Source organism: Actinoplanes lutulentus (genome assembly GCF_003259845.1).
GTDB classification, from domain to species: Bacteria; Actinomycetota; Actinomycetes; order Mycobacteriales; family Micromonosporaceae; genus Actinoplanes; species Actinoplanes lutulentus.
Genome location: NZ_QLMJ01000021.1, coordinates 162778 through 183081, shown reverse-complemented (window position 1 = coordinate 183081; position 20304 = coordinate 162778). Strand labels below are relative to the sequence as shown.

Annotated in this window: 20 protein-coding genes; 7 read left to right on the top strand and 13 right to left on the bottom strand. The window is 68.4% G+C overall.

What is annotated here, in order from left to right:
• Positions 1-106 precede the first annotated feature (106 nt).
• The 11 genes from B0I29_RS36370 to B0I29_RS36320 form a co-directional block, all read right to left on the bottom strand.
• Positions 107-1312, bottom strand: coding sequence for an acyltransferase family protein (locus B0I29_RS36370; RefSeq protein WP_111653687.1), 1206 nt, complete (start codon positions 1310-1312; stop codon positions 107-109).
• Positions 1313-2299: 987 nt separating this feature from the next.
• Positions 2300-2734: a hypothetical protein gene (locus tag B0I29_RS36365; RefSeq protein WP_146617009.1), complete on the bottom strand. Its 435-nt coding sequence runs from the start codon at positions 2732-2734 to the stop codon at positions 2300-2302.
• A 176-nt stretch (positions 2735-2910) separates the two neighbouring features.
• Positions 2911-4245 carry an MFS transporter gene (locus tag B0I29_RS36360; RefSeq protein ID WP_111653685.1) on the bottom strand — a complete coding sequence of 445 codons (1335 nt, stop codon included), beginning with the start codon at positions 4243-4245 and terminating at the stop codon, positions 2911-2913.
• A 1-nt stretch (position 4246) separates the two neighbouring features.
• Positions 4247-4558 (bottom strand): Rieske (2Fe-2S) protein, encoded by a 312-nt coding sequence (locus B0I29_RS36355; RefSeq protein WP_111653684.1) that lies wholly within the window; start codon positions 4556-4558, stop codon positions 4247-4249.
• The gene (gene nirB / locus B0I29_RS36350) at positions 4555-7017 is read right to left on the bottom strand and encodes a nitrite reductase large subunit NirB (RefSeq protein WP_111653683.1); all 2463 of its coding nucleotides are present in this window, start codon (positions 7015-7017) and stop codon (positions 4555-4557) included. The genes B0I29_RS36355 and nirB overlap by 4 nt, the downstream gene beginning before the upstream one ends.
• Positions 7017-7364: a molybdopterin oxidoreductase gene (locus tag B0I29_RS36345; protein ID WP_111653682.1), complete on the bottom strand. Its 348-nt coding sequence runs from the start codon at positions 7362-7364 to the stop codon at positions 7017-7019. Before B0I29_RS36345 ends, nirB begins: the two co-directional genes overlap by 1 nt.
• A gap of 175 nt (positions 7365-7539) precedes the next feature.
• Positions 7540-8196, bottom strand: a complete 657-nt coding sequence (locus B0I29_RS36340) for a sirohydrochlorin chelatase (RefSeq protein WP_111653681.1) — start codon at positions 8194-8196, stop codon at positions 7540-7542.
• A 77-nt stretch (positions 8197-8273) separates the two neighbouring features.
• A complete protein-coding gene (locus tag B0I29_RS36335; protein WP_111653680.1) occupies positions 8274-9374 on the bottom strand; it encodes a uroporphyrinogen-III synthase in 1101 nt (366 codons plus the stop codon).
• Between the two features lie 174 nt (positions 9375-9548).
• Positions 9549-9758, bottom strand: a complete 210-nt coding sequence (locus B0I29_RS36330; RefSeq protein ID WP_111653679.1) for a hypothetical protein — start codon at positions 9756-9758, stop codon at positions 9549-9551.
• Positions 9759-9936: 178 nt separating this feature from the next.
• Positions 9937-10221 (bottom strand): hypothetical protein, encoded by a 285-nt coding sequence (locus B0I29_RS36325; RefSeq protein ID WP_111653678.1) that lies wholly within the window; start codon positions 10219-10221, stop codon positions 9937-9939.
• A 45-nt stretch (positions 10222-10266) separates the two neighbouring features.
• Entirely contained in the window at positions 10267-11154 is an 888-nt protein-coding gene (locus B0I29_RS36320; protein ID WP_111653677.1) for an AurF N-oxygenase family protein, read from the bottom strand.
• A gap of 60 nt (positions 11155-11214) precedes the next feature.
• On the opposite strand from B0I29_RS36320, the gene B0I29_RS36315 reads away from it, so the two are divergent.
• The 5 genes from B0I29_RS36315 to B0I29_RS36295 are packed head-to-tail and all read left to right on the top strand — an operon-like array spanning position 11215 to position 15353.
• On the top strand, positions 11215-11910 hold the full coding sequence (locus tag B0I29_RS36315; protein WP_111653676.1) for a TetR/AcrR family transcriptional regulator: 696 nt from the start codon (positions 11215-11217) through the stop codon (positions 11908-11910).
• A complete protein-coding gene (locus B0I29_RS36310) occupies positions 11907-12215 on the top strand; it encodes a DUF4873 domain-containing protein (RefSeq protein ID WP_111653675.1) in 309 nt (102 codons plus the stop codon). The genes B0I29_RS36315 and B0I29_RS36310 overlap by 4 nt, the downstream gene beginning before the upstream one ends.
• Positions 12212-13666 (top strand): flavin-containing monooxygenase, encoded by a 1455-nt coding sequence (locus B0I29_RS36305; protein WP_111653674.1) that lies wholly within the window; start codon positions 12212-12214, stop codon positions 13664-13666. The genes B0I29_RS36310 and B0I29_RS36305 overlap by 4 nt, the downstream gene beginning before the upstream one ends.
• Positions 13663-14514 (top strand): SDR family NAD(P)-dependent oxidoreductase, encoded by an 852-nt coding sequence (locus B0I29_RS36300; protein WP_111653673.1) that lies wholly within the window; start codon positions 13663-13665, stop codon positions 14512-14514. The genes B0I29_RS36305 and B0I29_RS36300 overlap by 4 nt, the downstream gene beginning before the upstream one ends.
• Complete coding sequence (locus B0I29_RS36295) at positions 14511-15353, top strand: alpha/beta fold hydrolase (RefSeq protein ID WP_111653672.1); 843 nt, start codon at positions 14511-14513, stop codon at positions 15351-15353. Before B0I29_RS36300 ends, B0I29_RS36295 begins: the two co-directional genes overlap by 4 nt.
• Positions 15354-15811: 458 nt before the next feature.
• Here B0I29_RS36295 and B0I29_RS36290 read toward each other — a convergent pair whose 3' ends face one another.
• Both B0I29_RS36290 and B0I29_RS36280 read right to left on the bottom strand, forming a co-directional pair.
• The gene (locus tag B0I29_RS36290; protein WP_111653671.1) at positions 15812-16792 is read right to left on the bottom strand and encodes a hypothetical protein; all 981 of its coding nucleotides are present in this window, start codon (positions 16790-16792) and stop codon (positions 15812-15814) included.
• Between the two features lie 643 nt (positions 16793-17435).
• A complete protein-coding gene (locus B0I29_RS36280) occupies positions 17436-18563 on the bottom strand; it encodes a citrate synthase 2 (protein WP_111653669.1) in 1128 nt (375 codons plus the stop codon).
• A 142-nt stretch (positions 18564-18705) separates the two neighbouring features.
• On the opposite strand from B0I29_RS36280, the gene B0I29_RS36275 reads away from it, so the two are divergent.
• Positions 18706-19983: a citrate synthase gene (locus B0I29_RS36275; RefSeq protein WP_245973037.1), complete on the top strand. Its 1278-nt coding sequence runs from the start codon at positions 18706-18708 to the stop codon at positions 19981-19983.
• A gap of 36 nt (positions 19984-20019) precedes the next feature.
• A complete protein-coding gene (locus B0I29_RS36270) occupies positions 20020-20301 on the top strand; it encodes a hypothetical protein (protein WP_146617008.1) in 282 nt (93 codons plus the stop codon).
• The last annotated feature ends 3 nt before the right edge of the window (positions 20302-20304 follow it).

The window sequence follows — 20304 nt, the reverse complement described above, 5'->3', positions numbered from 1 at the left end:
ACCGGCGGCTTCCCGATCGCGCTGGGAAACCGCCGGTCCGTGGCCCGTTGCCACCGTGCCCTGGTGCGGCACGGTATTCGTCACTGCTGGACGATCGATGCCCTTTCTACTGACGTTGCATTACCGCGGCCCGCCCGCTGGGCGCCCCCGGGCGGGTCTGCCGCGCCGGCACCGGCTGCAGCGGCATCGGTGCCACCACAGTCGCGGTCAGGTCAGGCTTCGAGCTCGCCGGCTCCTGCTTGACGGCCGTTGTCGTCTCGGCCGGCGCGGGGCTCGCCGGCCAGGGCAGGAAACGCAGCTTCTTGCGGGCTGCCAGGTCCTCCACCCAGCCGAAGATCAGCACCGCGTTGACGAGCAGCGCGAGGGCGATCACGACGTATCCGACCTCGAAGAACTTCCCGAAACGCCACACCTCCAGGGCGTCACCGACCGGGTAGCAGAGCGCGATCGCGACGTTGTTCCACAGGTAGATCGTCACCGCGCGGGCGTTGATCATCGTGACCCACTTGTCCAGGCCGCGCCGCTTCGTCAGCCACGCCATGTTCGGCTTCCAGCGCAGCAGGAACATCACGAAACCGGCGCTGTAGACCGCGTACGCGACCGGGATCTCCTTGATCCCGCCGGCGTCCGGGTGCGCCCAGCTCCACGCCAGCCCGGCCGTCACCAGGGTCGCGCCGAGCACCGTCACGAGCAGACCCGGGATCTTGCGCAGCGAGCCGTCGCGGTGGGCGAAACCGAGCATCCAGCAGGCCGCGTACATCAGAATGTTGGTCGCGACCTCCTCGACGTTGTCGTTCGAGGGCCAGATCGGGTGGATCGCGAGCACCGCGAGGACCACGATCGGCGCGACGATCGACGCCAGCCGGGCCTTGCGGTACAGCCACAGCATCACCGGCGAGAGCGCAACCAGCCACAGGTACGTCACGAGGTACCACAGAACCTCGGTGGCCTGCGTGCCGAAAGCACTGGACGGCGGGTCGACGAACGGCACGATCCAGGCGATCAGGTGCCACAGCGGCGGGCGCTCCGGCCACCCGTACAAAAACATCGCCGGAACCAGAACCGCTCCCAGAACCCACAACGCGGGAAGCAGCCGCCGCAGGCGGCCGCGCAGGACCTTGAACGCGGAGGGTGACCGATCGAGCGAATTCGCCATGAGCGAGCCCGCCAGAGCGAACATCACGCCCATCGATGGAAAGGCGAGTTCGAGTACGGCATACGGGAACATGTGGAAGACCGAGACACGGGCGATCGCGAGCACTCTCAGCAGATCGAAGTACCGGTCGCGACCAGCCGGTCTGGTTTCGGCCATGACGCCTCCAGGGGCATGAATACACACGGAGGCGTCGACCGACCGGCTCCCCCGGCGGCCCGGACGAACCGCAGCGTCAAGTTATGACCGCATTTTTTGCATACGCTGTGTAACCGCTGTCCACCCCCAAAGTCCCCCGCTGTCGCCGCCACCTCGCCCCAACGTCGGCGCGGCCGCTGCTTCCCCGCGCCCCCAACGTCGCCGCGGCCGCTGCTTCCCCGCGCCCCCACCGTCGCCGCCGCTCGCTGCGTCCTCGCCCGCCGCCATCGCTCTGCACTTTGACGCAATCGTGGCGACTTCTGCCCGTATGGCAGCCTGCACCCGCCACGATCGGCCGCCGAAAGCGCACCGTTCGCCGCATGGCCTTGCGGGCGCTGGGCCGGGTGCCGGGCCGGGTGCCGCAAGCTCACGAGATTGCCGCGTCGCGAGGCCGCGCCCATCAATCTTGTGAGTTTGTGCCGTCGCGTCAGCCTCAAACTCACAAGATCACGTGGACGCCGATGTGAGCCGTAGCTCAGACATGTCATGAGGCTGCGATTACCTAGCTGGCCTACGGCTCGGGCCCGGCAGCCGTAGCTCAGACACCTGATAGGAGTCCGATGACCTATCCGAGCTACGGCTCGCCCAGGATGTCGGCCCACCCGACGGCCAGTTTCGGCTTTCGCCCGGCAAGGCCGGAGGGAACACGCCCTAAGTGCCCCGCCGATGCGTGTCGACTTTGGGCGCGCATCCAACCCGAAGTCGACACGGACAGGCACATCGCGGTGTGCGTGTCGACTTTGGGGGCCTATCGAACCCGAAGTCGACACACCCGACTGACCCGCCGGCCGGAGCCGACTGGCGCGGTCCTCCAGGCTGGCTGAACGCGCACGATGAGCCAATGACTCGGGCGGATGGGAGCACACCGTGGGCCTGGGCACCTGGATACAGGCCGAGGGCCGCACCCTGAAGCGAAGGTGCGGCCCTCGGTCGTTCATGTGTGGTGGGTCAGTTCTTCTTCCAGCCGCCCGGGCCATCGAAGCCGCCCGGACCGCCCGGACCGCCCGGACCGCCATGGCCGTGCGGGCCGTGACCGCCGGGGCCTCCGTGGCCGTGGCCGCCGCCCCAGCCGTAGTAGACCTTCAGGGCCCAGCCGCCTCGGTGGAAGCCGTTGACCGGGAAGCAGGAGTACCGCTCCCAGCGGTCCTCCCACACCCCGGAGCGGCCTACCTTGTGGCAGGTCCGCGGGCTGCGGTAGTAGTCGTAGATACGCTCGCGGCGCGGACGGGCATCCGTCTTCGCCGCGGACTTCGCGGTGTCGGCGGACGGGCCCGACTGCGAAGCGGCGGAGCCGGTGGACGCGGCCGCCGGGCCGGCGGCCATGGTCACGCCGGCGGCGACTGCCACACCCGACATGGCGAGTGCGCGCGTCAATTTCTTCATGCGAATCACCTTTCCACAAGAAAGGGCTTTTTCGGACAAAGAGAATCATATGATCTAGTCCAAAACGATCACGGCGACGCGCTGCCACGATCGGGGGATCTTGCGATGCCCTTGCATGCGGTGCGGCCTCCCGCTGTGGTGGAAGCGGGAGGCCGTTGGGCGTACCGAAGAAGGTTTTAGACCGCGATGGTGGTGCGGGCGGCGGGGCGGAGGTAGACCGCCCAGGTGACCGCTACGCAGAGCAGGTAGAAGGCGATGAATGCCACGTAGGCGGCATCGGCGTCCTTGTATGTCAGGAACGACTGGCGGAAGGCCAGGTTGACCAGGACGCCGCCTACCGCGCCTACCGCGCCGGCGATGCCGATGACGGCGCCGGAGATGCGGCGGGCCTGGTGTTCGTCGCCGGCGTATTTCTGGCGGAAGATGCCGGGGATCATTTTGTACGTGGAGCCGTTGCCGAGGCCGCTCAGGACGAACAGCGTAATGAATCCGACGATGTAGAGCGGCAGGGATCGTTGCTGGGCCGCGATGAGGACGATCGAGGCGCCGATCGCCATCGCGATGAAGTTCACGAACGTCACGCGGGCGCCGCCGAGTCTGTCGGCGAGCGCGCCGCCGAGCGGGCGGATCAGGGAGCCGAGCAGCGGGCCGAGGAAGGTGAGGTACGCGGCCTTGATCGGGGTGTTGAACTGCTCGGCGAACTGCACCTGAAGCACCTGGCCGAACGCGAAGCCGAAGCCGATGAACGAGCCGAACGTGCCGATGTAGAGCAGTGACATGACCCAGGCGTGGCCCTCTTTCGCGGCGTCGCGCATGCCGCGCTTCTCGTTACGGGCCTGGGAGAGGTTGTCCATGTAGATCGCCGAGCCGGCCGCCGCGATCACGATCAGCGGGATGTAGATGCCGGCGACGATGCCGGGCGAGCCGGCGCCGAACGTGGCGAGGACGAAGAGGCCGACCAGCTGGACCGCTGCCACGCCGAGGTTGCCGCCACCGGCGTTGATGCCGAGCGCCCAGCCCTTGAGACGGTCCGGGTAGAAGGCGTTGATGTTCGCCATCGAGGAGGCGAAGTTGCCGCCGCCGACGCCCGCCAAAGCCGCCAAGATCAGCAAGGTGGAGAACGAGACGCCCGGCTTGATCAGGAAGGCGGCCGCGATCGACGGGATGAGCAGCAAGGATGCGCTGATGATGGTCCAGTTGCGGCCACCGAAGCGGGCCACCGCGAAGGTGTACGGGATCCGCAACCCGGCGCCGAACAGCGTGGGTACGGCCGTGAGCAGGAACTTCTGAGCCGGATCGATGCCATAGGCGGGGCCGAGGAACAGCACCAGCACCGACCAGAGTGTCCAGACGGAGAAGCCGATGTGCTCGGAGAAGATCGAGAAGATCAGGTTGCGTTTCGCGATCGCGGAGCCGCCGTTGTCCCAGAACTCGCGGTCCTCGGGGCGCCAGTCGTCGATCCAGTGGCCGCTGATACTTCTCGCCGACGGCCGCTCAAGAACAGTTGTCATGTCAATCTCCCAGTACGATCTGGTCGCCGTCGACCCGCACCGGGTAGACAGCTAACGGGGGCTGGCCGGACTGGGAACACCCGGTGGCGAGGTTCCACGCGTTGAGGTGCAAGGGGCAGACGACGACCTTGTTGTCGATCTGCCCGTCGGCGAGCGGGCCACCCTTGTGCGGGCAGACCGCGTCGACCGCGCGCAGGGAGCCGTCGCGCAGCCGGAAGACGGCGATCATGTGCCCGTCGACGGTGTAGGACCGTCCTTCGCCGAGCGGGATGTCGCTGACCGGGCCGAGGATCTTGAAGACGGAGACGGTCATGAGCGCACCGGAACCTGAGGGAGGACGATCAGCGGAAGCGAGGTGCGGAACTGGCCGGGCGTGGCCGGCTCGGCCCGCTCCTTCCAGGGGTCCTTGTAGGCCTGCACGGCCTCTTCGACAGCGGCGTCGAGAGCAGCAGCGATACCGTCCGCGTCGTCGACCACGATCTCCCGGATCCGGTCGACGCCGATCCGCGGAACGAACGTGTACGTCCGTTCCAGCCAGTTCGCGTTCTCCCGGTAGTACTGCAGGAACCGCCCGGTCAGCCGGATCACCTCTTCGGCCGTCTCGACCGTGGTGAGCAGGTCACCCTTGCGGATGTGCGCGCCTGCGGCGCCGCCCACGTAGATCTCCCACTTGCCACCGTCGATCGCGACAACACCAAGATCTTTTACGTACGCCTCAGCGCAGTTCCGCGGGCAGCCCGTCACCGCCAGTTTCATCTTGCCGGGGCCTTCGAGGCCCTGATAGCGCTCCTCCAGGGCGATGCCGAGGGCGGTCGAGTCACCGACACCGAACCGGCAGAAGTCCGAGCCGACACAGGTCTTCACCGTGCGGAAGCTCTTCGCGTACGCGTACCCGGAGGGCATGTCCAGGTCGGCCCAGATCTCCGGCAGCTTCTCCTTCGGGATGCCGAGCAGGTCGATGCGCTGGCCGCCGGTGAGCTTGACCATCGGGACCTGGTGCTTCTCGGCCACCTCGGCGATCCGTCGCAGCTGGGCCGGGGTGGTGACGCCGCCCTTCATCTGCGGCACCACCGAGAACGTGCCGTCACGCTGGATGTTGCCGTGCACCCGGTCGTTGATGAAGCGGGCGTCGCGCTCGTCGACGTACTCGTCGGCCCACATCATCTTGAGCAGGGAGGCGAGGCCCATCTTGCTCTTGGCGTCGTGCTCGCCGCCGGGTACCAGCTTCATGAAGACCGACGAGACGCTCTTGAGCTCGTACTTCCGGATCGCGGCCATCAGCTCCGGCTTCGGCATCGGTACGCCCGGGACGTACCACGACGCCGCCGGGTCCTCCTCGACCTCGCCACCGGCCGCCCACTCGACGATCCGCTGGACCAGCGGCTTGCAGGTGCCGCAGCCCTTGCCGGCCCGGGTCTTCTCCATGACACCGCCGACGGTCTTGCAGCCGTCGCTGACCACACCGCAGATCGCGCCCTTGCTGACGCCGTTGCAGTTGCAGACCTGGGCGTCGTCCGGCATCTCCTCCGGCGTGATCTCCCCGGCCGGTCCGCCGATGTCGAAGAGCAGTTCGGCGCGCTCGTCCGGCAGCGGCGTACCCCGGTCGAACGCCTGGATCAGGCCGGCCGCCTTGCGGTTGTCGCCGACCAGCGTCGCGCCGACCAGGATCCCGTCGCGGATGATGATCTGCTTGTAGACGCCCTTGCGGGGTTCGTTGTAGACGATCACCTCGTCGTCGTCGGTCTCCGGTTCCTTGAGACCCATCGAGGCGACGTCGATGCCGGCGACCTTGAGCTTCGTGGACAGCTTCGACCCGTGATAGGCGGCGGTGAGGTCGCGGCCGGTGATGTGGTCGGCGAGGACTTTCGCCTGGTCCCACAGCGGGGCGACCAGGCCGTACAGCGACCCGCGGTGCTGGGCGCACTCGCCGACGACGTAGATGTCCTCCTCGCCCTCGGCGCGCATGTGGTCGTCGACCACGATGCCGCGCTCGACGGTGAGGTCGCTGTTCGCCGCCACCTGGGTGTTCGGCCGGATGCCGGCGGCGACCACCACGACGTCGCAGTCGATGACCGTGCCGTCGCCGAGCTTCACCCCGGTGACCCGGTCCTTGCCGAGGATCTCGCTGGTCATCGCGTTGACGATGACGTCGATGCCGAGCTTGTTCTCGACGCTGTCGCGCAGCATCGCGCCGGCCTTCTCGTCCAGCTGGGTGTTCATCAGGTGGCCCATGGCGTGCAGCAGCGTCACGTGGCTGACGTGGTTCTGCAGGCCGCGGGCCGCCTCCAGACCGAGCAGGCCACCACCGATCACCACGGCCCGCTCGTGGTCCCGGGCATAACGGATCATGCCGCGGGTGTCGTCGAGCGTACGGAAGGCGAAAACGCCCTGGTGGTAACCGCGGTGCGGGTTGTTGATGCCCTTGATCGGCGGGACCCAGGCGCTGCTGCCGGTCGCGATGATCAGCTTGTCGTACGGGGTGGCCGTGCCGTCGGTCGCGTAGACCACCTTGGCGAACCGGTCGATCCGTTCGATCTTGGTGCCGGCGTGCAGGGTGATGCCGTTGTCGGCGTACCAGGCCAGGTCGTTGAGGAAGATGCCATCCTCGGTCTCCACCCCGGCCAGCAGGTTGGAGAGCATGATCCGGTTGTAGTTGCCGTACGGCTCGTCGCCGAACATCGTCACGGTGAAGTCGCCGTCGCGGGCGAGGATCTCCTCGACGGTACGGGCGCCGGCCATCCCGTTGCCGATCACTACCAGGCGTTCGGTCATCAGATCTCCACCAGTCCGAGGTCGACGATCGCGGTTCCGGAGACGCCGGCCGGGGCGGCGAGCCAGAGCTCGACGGTGGTGCCGCCGGGCAGGTCCTCCAGAACCCGCAGTGGCACGTGGACATCGCCCTTGGCGCCGACCGGGAAGTAGCGCATCGGCTCGCCGTCGCGTACCAGGACGACGCAGATCAGCTCGGCGGCCGCGTTGCCGCCACGGAAGTAGACGGCCTGCCCGTTCGAGCCGGCCGGAACGGTCCAGCTCAGCGCGGCGTCCAGCAGGGACGGCCGGTCCAGGCCCTTGCCCTCGAAAGCGAAGACGCCCTGCAGGAAGCGGGGTGTGGAGTGCATGTCAGGAACTCCCCTCAAGTTGAGCCTCGCGACGCTCGGCTCTGCTCAGCGCGATCGCGCATTCCCTGAAGGAGGAGAACGGGTTATGCGTCTGGGTCGCCGTCACAAGAGGAAGCCTCTCGGCGGCCCGTTAACCCGGCAGACGCATAACCGTGACGCTGTTGTCAGGAAATCCCTACAACGCCCGACCGGCCGATGTGAGGCGCGCGGCATCGAAGCGCCGCAATACGAGGTCGGCGATCGCCGGGTCGTGACAGAGCGGCGGCGTCACCGCATCGGCGCCCGCGCTGTGCAATGAACGGTAGAAAACACCCTCGGCCAGCAGGTAGGCGGCGATCGCGATCCGCTGGGCGCCGTCGGCCCGCAGCCCGGCGACGACGTCCTTGACCTGCGGTCCCGCGCCGGAGGTGTAGCCGATCCGGGCGCTGCCGGGTAGCTGGGCCGCGACACCCTCGACGTCGGCGCGCCACAGCGGGTCCGAGGAGCCGGCCGCGGCGAGCACCACGGCGTCGGCGTCCGGGAGGTTGCGGATCATGCTGTCCAGCAGCATCGGATCCGGTCCGAGCGGCGCGGCCACCGGGAATTGCTTCTCGGTGACCGCCTCGGCGATGTCGACCCGGACGTGGTAACCGCAGGCCAGCAGCAGCGGCACGACGACCGCGTCGTCCACGGCCGGGACGACGTCGGCGACCTTGGGTTCCTGCACGTCGACGTAGCAGAGCCGGACGTCGAGGCCGGGCCGGCGGTGGGCGACCGCGGAGGCCAGTTCCTGGATCTGCCGGCGGCCCGCGGGCGAGCGGGTGCCGTGCGCGACAGCGATGAGAGTGGTCACGGGATCTCCTCGTGCTCGGTTAAGGGCGCGGTGGAGCGGCCCGGCAAGGCATCAGGCACGCGGGGTGGTGCTGGGTGTTACGCGGCTTCGTCGACCCGCAGCCGGTAGCCGCGTTTGATGACCGTCTCGATGTGTTTTCCGGACCCGAGCGCCGCCCGGAGACGGGCCACTGCCACGTCCACGGCGTGCCCGTCGTTGCCCCGGGGCAGCGCTTCGGCGAGCTGCTCCTTCGACACCACCACGCCCGGGCGGCGGGCCAGCGACGCGAGGATCGCCATCGCGGCCGGCGCGAGCGCGTGGAACGCCTCGTCGATGAGGACGGCGTGTCCGCGTACCTCCAGGGTGGAACCCGCCACGCGCAACCGTACCGCCCGCCGGGGCAGCTCGTCGGTGACCGTCTTGATCAGCGCGCCCAGCCGGTACCGCTCCGGGGTGACCACCGGGATGCCGCGCTCGACCAGCGGCGCCGCCGTCACCGGTCCGACGCACGCGGCGAGCGTGGAGCACTGGAAGGCGGCGGTCACGTCGGCGCCGGAGTCCTCGGCGACCTGCATGAACGCCTTGACCGCGGGCGCGCTGGTGAACGTGACCGCGTCGATCAGCCCGGCCGCGACCTGGTCGGCGAGCCGCCGCACCGGCGCGATGTCGGGCGGCATCGCCCAGCGGTAGACCGGCACCTCGACGACGGCCGCGCCGGCGAGGCGCAGCGCGTTCACGAACTCGGTCTGTGGCTCACCGTGCTCCTGCACCACGATCCGCTTGCCGGAGACGCCGTCGGCGAGCAGCCGTTCGAGGACCTCTTCGGACGCCTCGGTCTTGGCCGCCCAGTCCTCGGTGAGCCCGGCCGCGCGGATCGCGCCGCACGGTTTCGGTCCCCGGGCGATGATTTTCGCGTTACCCAGCGAGACACGCAGCGCGTCGGCCAGGTCCCAGCCCTCGGCCGCTTCCAGCCAGCCGCGGAACCCGAATCCGGTGGTCGCCACGACCAGGTGCGGTTCCAAACCGATGCAGGCCAGGGTCGCCGCTTTCAGAGCGTCGTCGTCGACCAGCGGGATGATGGTGATCGCGGGAGCCGTGATCACGCGGGCGCCTCGCCGCTCCAGCAACGCCGCCATCTCGCTCCGGCGTCTTTCCGCGGTCACCGCCACGGTGAAACCGGCCAGTGCGCCCTCTGTCATCCGGTCCCCATCCTGTGCCGCCGTCGGCGGGCGCTCACGACCAGGTCGTGAACCACCCCGCCGCAAGAGTCCTAAGACCTGATTTCGGGACCGGCCATCTCATGTTTCCGTGATGATAACGGCGGGTCACTTCGCAGGTGATCGCCGTTGTGAGGATTTGATCATGTGTCCGGTTCAGGGTTCGTCGGGGCCCTCGTACATCGAGCCCTCGACGCCCAAGACCTTGCGGATCTCGGCGATCAGGTGGAACGCCGCGATCCGGCCGTCGAGCAGCCCGACCCGGTAATCGGCGCCCAGCTCGGGGTCCTCGGCGATCTGCGGGTCCCGGTAACCCGCGGCCCCGTCCACCCGGCCGGCGTTGTAGGCGACCAGAGCCTCGTCCATCGAACCTTCTCCCCGCGTGCTCCCTGCGAAACCGTCGCGACAATCTCGCATGGGAAGAAGTGGCCGCCCACCGGCCGAGCGTCCGGTTCGGGTCCGCCAGGCCGACGTCTTGATCAGCCGGTCGGCGTCCGTCCACCCGCAACCGACCCGAAACCGTCTCGCACCCGGGCGACTTCGATCACAGCGCGAGGCCGATCGCCAGGGAGGCGGCCAGCAGGATCCCGCAGGCGACGGCGAGGCCGCGCTGCCGGCGGGGGTAGTCCTCGGCGGCCGCCACGACCACGAAACAGACCGCCGCCACGCCCAGGAACAGCACGCCGGCCACGATCGCCGGGACCACCGCGTAGAGACCGGTCAGCACGATCCAGAACAGCGCGGTCGGCGCGTGATAGGCGATCTCCCACCATCGGCTCGTGTCGAGCCGCCGGCCGGAACGCACCACCGCCTGATCCGCGATTCCCATGCGCCATACCCTAGCCCTTCGATGGGAGATGGCGCGATCCCGCTTTCAGCGGGAGATCAACCCCGACTTGCGCCACAGCGCCAGGCCCGGACCACCGATCAGATCAAGATCACTGAGGTACGCGACAACGCGCTCGCCGGCCCACCGCATGGTCTCCCGGAAGTACGGGTTGGCCCGGGCCGCCCGCATCCCCTCCTCGGGCGAGATGCCGACGGACTTGTAGACCCGAGGGTCGATCAGCCGGGTGCCGGTCAGATAGGCGGCCCGGGCGATCACCAGCTTGTCGAAGGCGAGCCGCCCCTTGCCGGCCAGCTTGATCTGCCGGGCCAGTTCCTCGCGGGCGAACCGGACGTGCCGGGCCTCCTCGACGACGTGGATCCGCGACACCATCCGGACCAGGGGCTGCACGGTCTCGTCGGCCATCGCCTCCCGCTGCAGGGTGTCCAGGATCTCCTCGGCGATCAGGATGGCGGCGAACATCCGCGGACCGGTGCCGGTGTGCGCGATCCAGCGGCCGAGCCACTGGTTGACGCCGTCCGGCTGGTAGACCGGGGCGCCGAGGCGGCCGATCATCCGGCCGAACATCACCGAGTGGCGGCACTCGTCGCCGACCTCGGTGAGCGCGTACTGCGCGTGGGGTGCGGTCGGGTCCTGCTTGAAGTAGTCCCGGATGAGCAGCTGCATCAGGATCGTCTCGAACCAGACGCCGAGGCCGGCGATGCTCGCCACCTCGTGCTTGGTGAGCTCGATGCGCTGCTGTTCGGTGAGCCGATCCCAGAGGGCGGTGCCGTACAGGCTGGACCGGTGCGGCGGCACGAAGTACTTGCCCTCGACGAACGGCGCCTCCCAGTCAATCTCGATCTCCGGATCGTACGAATGCTCGGCGGACGAGCGGAGAAGCCGAGTGGCGGTGCGGTCGCGATCGGTCGTCATTTTCTTGCCTTCCGTCGGACGGCCTTGACGTTACCGGCGGTAACAGTTACTTCTTGTACTATGAGCCCGGTCACTCCTCCCGTCAATCCCGGCAAAAATGACGGCCGTAAAGGCCGCTGGGACAACCACCGCGAGCAACGACGTGCGGAGTTGACTGCCGCGGCCATCGAGGCGATCCGCCTGCACGGCCCGGACATCGGCATGGAGGCGATCGCCGCGCACGCCGGCGTGAGCAAGCCGGTCCTCTACCGGTACTTCGCCGACAAGTCCGAGCTCTGGCTCGCGGTCGGGCAGTCGGCCGGCCAGATCATCCTGGAGGCGATGGTCCCGGCCGTGGCCGGCGTCCGGGAGGAACGGGCCGTCGTGGCCGCGGTCATCGACGTCTACCTGGCACAGATCGAGGCCGACCTGAACCTGTACCGGTTCGTCGTGCATCAGCCCGACATCGCCCGGCACCGCGACGTGGTCGCCGACGTGATGGACACCGTGGCCAGCGGCCTCGCCCGGATCTTCGGCGACCGGCTGCGGGCCCGAGGACTCGACTCCGGCGCCGCCCTGCCGTGGGCGTACGGAGTGGTCGGTTACGTCCAGTCGGTCGGTGACTGGTGGCTCCGCCAGCAGCAGCCGATCAGCCGCGACGCACTCTGCGACTACCTGACGACGTTCCTCTGGAGCGGCATCTCCGGCATGCAACGCGCCGCGGACATCCCGGGCGGGCTGGCCGCGTTTGATCTTAAAAAAGCGGAGGGTGAATGAGCACCGACGAAGAGGAATACCGGGGCCCGGCCACGCTGCGGCTGGACGACGGCCCGATCGCTGTCGAGGTCCGGATGTCGGCCCACTTCGAGCCGGTCGAGGGCCGGTTCCGCTGGGCCGGCCGCACCGGACCGGACGACACGCTGCGCGAACGCGTCGGCGGTGGGCTGCGCAAGGCCGCCATCGTCATCACCCGTGACGACGCCGACATCGAGACCCCGGTCAAGCTGAGCGAACCCGACCCCTGGGGCGGGGTACGGATCTCCGGCACCGGCACACCGCCCTGGTTCGGGAGGACCGCATGACCGAGCACTTCGACGTCCTGATCGTCGGCGCCGGCATGTCCGGCATCGGGGCGGCCTGGCGGCTACGCAAGCAGCGACCCGGCGACACCTTCGCGATCCTGGAGGCGCGCGACGCGATCGGCGGCACGTGGGATCTTTTCCGCTATCCCGGGGTGCGATCTGATTCGGACATGTACACGCTGAGCTATCCGTTCCGGCCGTGGCGTGAGCCGGAGTCGCTGGCGTCCGGCGACAAGATCCGCCGGTATATCGAAGAGACGGCGGAGGAAGCTGGCATAACGGGAAATATCCGGTTTGGGCAGCGGGTGATGCGTGCCGACTGGTCTTCGTCAGACTCCCGGTGGACCGTGCGCACCGCCGACGGCACCGTCTTGACCTGCGATTTCCTTTATGGCTGCGCCGGCTACTACAGCTACACCGAGGGCCACCAGCCGGATTTTCCCGGAATTTCTGACTTCACCGGCACGCTCGTCCACCCGCAGTTCTGGCCGGAAACCCTCGACTACACCGGCAGACGCGTCGTCGTCATCGGCAGCGGCGCCACCGCGGTCACCCTCGTCCCCGCGATGGCCGCCGACGCGTCGCATGTCACGATGCTGCAGCGCTCCCCCACGTACGTCACCGCACTGCCGAACCGTGACGTGATCGCCGACCTGGCCCGCCGATTCCTGCCGCCGACGGCGGCGAACCGCGTCGCCCGCGCCAAGAACATCGCGCTGACCCAGACGTTCTACCAGCTGGCGCGGCGCCGGCCAAAGCTGGTCCGGCGCGCGCTGCGCGGCATGGCCGTGCGATACCTGAAGAGCCCGGAGTACGTCGACGAGCACTTCAAACCCCGCTACGAACCGTGGGATCAACGGCTCTGCGTGATCCCGTCGGGCGACCTGTTCACCGTCATCGCCGAGGGCCGGGCGTCGGTGGTGACCGACCACATCGACACATTCGTGCCGGAGGGCATCCGGCTGAAATCCGGCGAGATCCTCGAGGCCGACGTGGTGGTCTCGGCGACCGGGCTGAAGCTGCTCCCGGTCGGCGGCATCACCCTCACGGTCGACGGGGACCCGATCGATATCGGACAGCGCTCGGCCTACCGAGGTCTGATGCTCAGTGGCGTGCCCAACCTCGCCTACTGCATCGGCTACACCAACGCGTCCTGGACGCTGCGGGCCGACCTGTCCCATCGGTACGTGCTGAAGCTGCTCGACCACATGGCCCGGCACGGGTACGCGACCGCCACCCCCACCGCTCCGGCCCGCACCGGGCGCCCGCTGATCGACCTCTCGTCCGGATATGTCCAGCGCGCCCTCGACACGTTCCCCCGCCAGGGCGACAAGGATCCGTGGGTCGTCCGGCAGAACTACCTGCGTGACCTGTTCAGCACCCCGCGCGCGGACGTCACCCGCGACATGACCTTCACTCCCGCTTTGACGACCTCGAAGGTGGCCTCATGAGCAGTCCCTATCGGTTCGCCGGACAGACCGCGGTGCTCACCGGCGCGGCAAGCGGCATCGGCGAACATCTCGCGTACGGACTCGCCGAGCGCGGCAGCGACCTCGTCCTGGTCGACATCGACGAGGCGCGGCTCAAGCCGGTCGCCGACCGGATCCGCGGTTCCCATCCCGGCATCACCGTGACGACCGTGATCGCCGACCTCGCCGATCGGTCCGCTGTGGAAGGCCTCGGCGCCCGGATCCTCGCCGAGCACCCCGCGATCGGCCTGCTGATCAACAACGCCGGCATCGCGCTGGGCGGCCGCTTCGACCAGGTCTCCGTCGAGCAGTTCGAAACCGTGATGAACGTGAATTTTCGCGCCCCGATGCTGCTCACGCACGCCCTGTTGCCGGCATTGTCGTCCGGATCGCATCTGGTCAATGTGTCAAGCCTGTTCGGGCTGATCGCGCCGCCCGGCCAGTCCGCCTACAGCGCCAGCAAGTTCGCACTGCGCGGTCTCAGCGAGGCGTTGCGGGCGGAACTCGCCGAGAACGGGATCGGTGTCACCACGGTTCATCCCGGCGGTATTCGTACCCGGATCGCGGAGAGCGCGCTGGTCGGTATTTCCGTACCGGAGAGCGAGATCGAGCCCAATCGCAAGCTCTTCGCCGCGCTGCTGAGCTATCCCGCCGACAAGGCCGCGGCCTTGATTCTGCGCGCCGTCGCGAAGCGACAGGCGCGACTGCTGATCTCGTCCAGCGCCAAGGCGCCGGACATCCTGGCCAGGCTTTTTCCTGTCGGTCACGCACGGATCGTGCGCGCGCTCACCACCGCGTCAGCGTCACGCTCCCCGGCGGTCACCCGATGAAATTCATTGAGGTACGCGGTACGCGCATTCGCATTCGCGTTCACGAGAGCGGTTCTGTTTCGGCTCCCGCGGTTGTCCTTTTGCACGGGATCGGGCGCAGCCTCGAGGACTGGTCGTTGCAGCATTCGTTGCTCGACGACGAATACCGGGTTATCAGCCTGGACATGCCGGGATTCGGGCTTTCCCAGCGGCTGCCCGCCCCGACCACGCTCGACGGCCTCGCCGACGGGGTGTGGGCGGCTCTGTCCGAGCTCGGCCTAAACGCGGTGCACCTGATGGGCAACTCGCTGGGTGGCGCCGTTTCGATGACGATGCTGGCTTCGCAGCCTGATCGGGTGTCGACGCTGACGCTGGTGAACAGTGCCGGATTCGGCAAGGAAGTGACGATCGCGCTGCGGCTGCTCGCCGTTCCGGGGCTGGGCCGGCGCTTGCTGGCCCGGGTGGACGCGCGCACGGCACCCCGGATGGAGCGGCAGATCTTCGCCGATCGCGCGCTGGTCACGCCGGAGCGGGTCGAGATGGCGATCAGGATCGCGCGGCAGCCGGATTTCGCCGCGGTCTACCTGGAGATCGCCAAGGAGCTGGGCGGGTTCCGGGGTATCGCGGCGCCGTGGCGGTCGGCGCTGCTGCAGCGAGTGTCCGGGCACACCAAGCCGACAATGCTCGTGTGGGGCGACCGCGATGTGATCCTGCCGAGCGCGCATCTGGCGGCGGCCAGGGTGGCGTTCCCGCACGCGCAGTCGCATTTGTTTGGCGGTACGGGGCACATGCCGCAGATCGAGCGGGCCGAGGAGTTCGCGAGGCTGGTACGGCCGGTGCTGGCCCGGGTGTCGGTCTGAGGGCGCGATTCCTTGGCGTGACGGCGCGGGTTCCCGGGCGGTGGCGCGGTCGCAGTTTGCGTCACGGTCTCAGCTTGTGGCGCGGCCTCAGCTTGAGGCGCGCGGCGTTCGGGTGGGGACGTGGTCTCGGCTGGCAGTGCGGTTTTCGGCCCGGGCGGGATCGAGGGGGTGTCGCCCGGGCCGGTTGTCGTCATTTCTCTGCTCGCGCCCACATCTCTCCATGATCAAGCCGGCGCCCGCAGCACTCCTTCCGCCTTCCGCCTCCCGCCTCCCGCCTCCCGCCTCCCGCCTCCCGCCGGAGATCTTGGATCCGGTCGAGCCGAGCCGTAGCTCAGACACGTCATAGGGCTGCGATGACACGTCTGAGCTACGGCTCGTGCCCCGCAGCCGTCGTCCAGGCGCCTTATGAGGGTCCGATGACGTAGCTGAGCTACGGCTCGCCCTCCTGGCCGCCGCGCTCAGCTGGTTTCGCGGTGAACCGTGACCTCGTCGCTGGCCAGACCGTCGGCGACGATCACCGCCAGTTGATAAGACTCCTCGTCGGCGTCCAGATAAACCGGGTCGCAGACGAAGCTCCGGGTGCCCTGGCAGGTGCCCACCGTCCGGTAGTCCTCGCCCTCGGTCGCCCGCATCCGGAGCACGACCTGCTTGCCGGCAGGAATATCGGCCTCGCCGCTGACCGTGACGCTCTCCTCGACGGACTCGCCGTTCTGCGGGCTGCCGATGCTGACCGAGGCTTCCTCAGCGGCTGCCGCCGACTTCTTCTTCGTTGTGGTCTTCGTCTTCGTCGTCGTCTCCGGCGCCTCGGTGGTGACCTTCACCGTCGCGCGGGCTCGAGTCTTGACCGGGTCCGGGTCCACGCTGGCCTGGGCACTCGCCCGTTGGCGGGGCGCGCCAGTCGTCCGGCTTGCGGTAGGCGTGACGCCATCGGTCTGCGAAGTCACGATCGGGTCGCCCGGAAGCTCGGTCAGGGGCGCGACGCCGCCCGCATCGGCGCTGGTCACGGCGGCGGGCATAGGCGGAACGGCGCCGGCAAACGTGGGATCACCGGGCTCCGATCCCAGCACTGTCCAGGCGAGCGAAACGACAGCAACGAGACTGGTGGCAGCGGCCACCATGCTGAGCGTCTTCTTCAGGCTCTCGTTGCTCCTGGCGTTTCCGCTCTTGTTGCTCCTGGTGTTTTTGGTGCTTTTGGCGAGCCGCGCTGTCTCACCGGGCTCGGTGGCGCGCCAGGCGGGCCGCTCCCGGCGGGGCATCACCAGCGTGGCGTCAAGCGGCTCTTGTCCAGTGCGTGACGGCCCGGCATGCCCCGCCCCGCCGCGGGTCTGCCCGGCGTGCGCCGGCAGCACGTCCGGCTCAGCGGGCACCGCCGGTGTCTCCTGCCGCTGTGCTTCGAGGGCGAGATCTCCGTAGGAAATCTGCCGGGTAGCGTCGTCCATTGTCGATTGCGGGTCGTGAGGTACCCGCGGTTTGCCGGCCATCGAGTGCCTTCCGCGTGGTCGCTCGCTCGGAGCGACTATTCAGCTTCTTTCACCCGATAACCGAACCGCCTCCACTGAAGATGCGGCACAAAACGCCGATGTCGGACAAAATGTCGCACAACCGTTATCGGTGGCCAACCGCGGAGCCCTCTCAAGATCACAGAAGAGGTGCGCACCCCACACGATGCCTTTCGGCAGCTCAGCGACCTTGTGACGTTGCACCGCCCCACCAGCAACAACCTCACAAGATCTGCGAGCCGAGCCGAGCCGAGCCGAGCCCGGCCGAGCCCGAGCCCGAGCCGAGCCGAGCCGAGCCGAGCCGAGCAGCCGAGTGGCGATCTTGTGAGCTTCAGCCGGCCGAGCAGCCCGAAACTCACAAGGTCGAGGAAGCGAGACGGCGAACGCATCACGCAAGGCGAGGCCCTCCCACAGATCTTGTGAGGTTCGGCCACCATGGCAGCCACAAACTCACGACGTTGGCCGCCTCGCCACGCTCCTCACCGGTACTGCTTCCAGGCCGGCCCGAGAACGCTGGTCACCGGGGCTGGCGTTTGCGCTGCGGTGCAGCACCTCGGGTCAGCCGGCGCACCGGGGGAACGAATTACCGTGCCGGGGTCCGGTTTGTGTTGCGGTGCAGGGCCTCGGGCCACCCTTGGACCGTGGAGGCTTCGCGCTTCCCCGGGCCGACGTAGTCCGCTGACGGGCGGATGATTTTGGCGAGGGACTTCTGCTCCAGGATGTGGGCGCTCCAGCCGGCCGTTCGTGCGCAGGCGAACATAGCGGTGAACATCTCGGCGGGCACACCCGCGAAGTCGAGCACGACGGCGGCCCAGAACTCGACGTTCGTCTCCAGCACCCGGTCCGGTTTGCGTTCGCGCAGCTCGGCCAGGGCGGCGAGTTCCAGTTCGCGGGCTACCTCGTACCGGGGTGCGCTCAGCTCGCGGGCCGCATCACGCAGGATCCGGGCGCGTGGGTCCTCGGCCCGGTAGATCGCGTGACCGAATCCCATCAGGCGCTGCCCGCTGTCGAGCACCTGCTTCACGTACTTGCGCGCGTCGATTCCGTTCTCGACCGCCTCGATCATGCCGAGGGCGCGGGACGGCGCGCCGCCGTGCAGCGGGCCGGAGAGTGCGGCGACCGCGGCGGACAGGCAGGCCGGGGCGTCGGCGCCGGTGCTGGCGACGACCCGAGCGGTGAACGTGGACGCGTTCATTCCATGCTCGGCCGCACAGATCCAGTACCGGTCGATCGCGGTGACGTGCCGCGGATCGGGGTCGCCCTGCCAGCGGATCAAGAACTGTTCGGTCGCGGTGCGCCCCGCGTCGACGACGTGCTGCGGCACCGCGGGACGGTCACCGCCGCGCGCGGCTTGCGATACGTACGACAGAACGGCTGCCGACGTACGCGCCAAGTCGTCCCGCGCCTGCACGTCCGTGATGTCGATCAGCTGACCGTTACGCCAGTACGGCGCCAGCATCGAGACGGCAGCCTGCACGTCGACACGCAGGTCGCCGGTGTGCACCGGGATCGGCAACGGTTCGGCGGACGGCAGTCCGCGCTCGACGTCGCCGTCAACGAGCAGCCCCCACACGTCGCCGTAGGAGACATGACCGGCGAGCGACTGGATGTCGACGCCGCGATACCGCAGCGAGCCGCCATCACGGTCCGGTTCAGCGATTTCAGTGTCGAACGCAACGACACCGGCAAGCCCTGGATTGACAGTCAACATGACATCAATCTGAAATCAACACGACTTGATGTCAATGTTGATCCAGTCAACATGAGAGGATCCGCACAAGCCTGTGGATGGGCTATCCACAGGCAGATGATTTGGCTGGCAGCGGCACCACGAGACGAGAGAACCTGCGTCCATGAACATGTCCCGCCCACTGCTCACCACCGAACAGGTCGCTGAGCGGCTCGGTGTCAAGCCGGCCACCATTTATGCGTACGTCAGTCGTGGGTTGCTCCGCAGTCTGCGTAACGCGGACGGCAAGAACAGTCTGTTCGCCAAGGCGGACGTCGACGCGTTCGAGGCCGGCAGGCGGCGCACCACGACACCGACCATCCAGACCGGCATTACCTTGATCAAGGATGGCGATCTCTATTATCGGGGGCGAGACGCTGTCGTTCTGGCCGTCACCGAGGAGTTCGAGGCTGTCGCGTCGCTGCTCTGGACCAACGAGCTCGACGGCACCGCGTTCCCGATCAACCGGGACCTCATCGGCCTGGCCGAGCAGGTCACCGAGCCGTTGCCGGACACCGCGCGGCTCACCGACCGGTTGCGGGTCACCGTCGCCGCGGTGGCCGCCGCCGATCCGATGCGGTTCGACACCAGCCCGGCCGCGGTCGTCGCAACCGGCCGGCAGCTGCTGTCCACGATGGTGCACGCCCTGCCCACCCGAACCACCAACGCCCGGTCGACGCGGACGAAGAACCCACGCCCGGCACGCACCACAAATGCACGATCGGCGCGAACCACGGACGCGCAGCCGCCGCGGACCACGCTGCCTGTCACGCCGGTGTCGCTTGCCGAGTCCCTCTGGTCTCGGCTCACCGCGGAACCACCCACCGACGCCTCACTACGGGCGCTGAACGCGGCACTGATCCTGCTCGCCGACCATGACATCGCCGCGTCCACCCTGGCAGCACGGGTCGCGGCGTCCACCCGGGCGCACCCCTACGCCGTGGTCAGCGCCGGCCTCGCCGCGCTCGACGGGCCGTTGCACGGTGCGGCCAGCGCGCTTGCCTACTCACTGTTGGCCAAGTCCGGAGAGGACCCGCTCGCCGCGGTCTCCGATCGCCTGCGCACGGCGGGGAGCAGCGGCACGATTCCTGGGTTCGGACACCACCTCTACCCCGGTGGCGATCCGCGGGCTATCGCACTGTTCAAGCTGCTCGACGGTCCGGTGCTGGAGTCCGCGGAACGACTGGCGTCGATTGTGCGTACCCGATCGGGGGTTGAACCCAACATCGACCTTGCGCTCGCGGCACTCAGCTTGAGTTGCGGGATGCCGGCGGACGCCGGCGAGGCGATCTTCGCGGTGGCGCGGACGGCGGGGTGGCTCGCGCATGCGCTGGAGGAGTACGAGGACCGTCCACTGCGGTACCGTCCGAGTGGTCGATACGCGGGCGAAACGCCCACGTGACCTGCGGGGTCGGCGCACGTCGGTACCGTCGGAAGGGTGGAGGCGCCACGGGTCGGGTGGGCAGTGCTCGGGCTCTTCCTGGCCGTGATTCTGGTGCACGAATGCGTCAAGCACGGCATACCCGCCGCAACCGCCGCGGTGCTGTTTCTGCTCATTCCGTGGTTGCCGTGGTGGCCGGTGCGGCTCGCGTGGATTCCGTTGGCGATGGTGGTGTTCTACGTGTTCGGCACGTTCTTCTGGCCGCCGTTCTTCGCGGCCGGGCTGGGCTGGCTCACCGGGATCGCGGCCTACCGCGTGGTCCGCAACACGAGATCGTAGGCT

Bases quoted from the DNA above. Each gene is read 5' to 3' on its own strand.
- B0I29_RS36370 (WP_111653687.1), bottom strand. From the start codon at position 1,312: ATGGCCGAAACCAGACCGGCTGGTCGCGACCGGTACTTCGATCTGCTG.
- B0I29_RS36365 (WP_146617009.1), bottom strand. From the start codon at position 2,734: ATGAAGAAATTGACGCGCGCACTCGCCATGTCGGGTGTGGCAGTCGCC.
- B0I29_RS36360 (WP_111653685.1), bottom strand. From the start codon at position 4,245: ATGACAACTGTTCTTGAGCGGCCGTCGGCGAGAAGTATCAGCGGCCAC.
- B0I29_RS36355 (WP_111653684.1), bottom strand. From the start codon at position 4,558: ATGACCGTCTCCGTCTTCAAGATCCTCGGCCCGGTCAGCGACATCCCG.
- nirB (WP_111653683.1), bottom strand. From the start codon at position 7,017: ATGACCGAACGCCTGGTAGTGATCGGCAACGGGATGGCCGGCGCCCGT.
- B0I29_RS36345 (WP_111653682.1), bottom strand. From the start codon at position 7,364: ATGCACTCCACACCCCGCTTCCTGCAGGGCGTCTTCGCTTTCGAGGGC.
- B0I29_RS36335 (WP_111653680.1), bottom strand. From the start codon at position 9,374: ATGACAGAGGGCGCACTGGCCGGTTTCACCGTGGCGGTGACCGCGGAA.
- B0I29_RS36330 (WP_111653679.1), bottom strand. From the start codon at position 9,758: ATGGACGAGGCTCTGGTCGCCTACAACGCCGGCCGGGTGGACGGGGCC.
- B0I29_RS36325 (WP_111653678.1), bottom strand. From the start codon at position 10,221: ATGGGAATCGCGGATCAGGCGGTGGTGCGTTCCGGCCGGCGGCTCGAC.
- B0I29_RS36320 (WP_111653677.1), bottom strand. From the start codon at position 11,154: ATGACGACCGATCGCGACCGCACCGCCACTCGGCTTCTCCGCTCGTCC.
- B0I29_RS36315 (WP_111653676.1), top strand. From the start codon at position 11,215: ATGAGCCCGGTCACTCCTCCCGTCAATCCCGGCAAAAATGACGGCCGT.
- B0I29_RS36310 (WP_111653675.1), top strand. From the start codon at position 11,907: ATGAGCACCGACGAAGAGGAATACCGGGGCCCGGCCACGCTGCGGCTG.
- B0I29_RS36305 (WP_111653674.1), top strand. From the start codon at position 12,212: ATGACCGAGCACTTCGACGTCCTGATCGTCGGCGCCGGCATGTCCGGC.
- B0I29_RS36300 (WP_111653673.1), top strand. From the start codon at position 13,663: ATGAGCAGTCCCTATCGGTTCGCCGGACAGACCGCGGTGCTCACCGGC.
- B0I29_RS36295 (WP_111653672.1), top strand. From the start codon at position 14,511: ATGAAATTCATTGAGGTACGCGGTACGCGCATTCGCATTCGCGTTCAC.
- B0I29_RS36290 (WP_111653671.1), bottom strand. From the start codon at position 16,792: ATGGACGACGCTACCCGGCAGATTTCCTACGGAGATCTCGCCCTCGAA.
- B0I29_RS36280 (WP_111653669.1), bottom strand. From the start codon at position 18,563: ATGTTGACTGTCAATCCAGGGCTTGCCGGTGTCGTTGCGTTCGACACT.
- B0I29_RS36275 (WP_245973037.1), top strand. From the start codon at position 18,706: ATGAACATGTCCCGCCCACTGCTCACCACCGAACAGGTCGCTGAGCGG.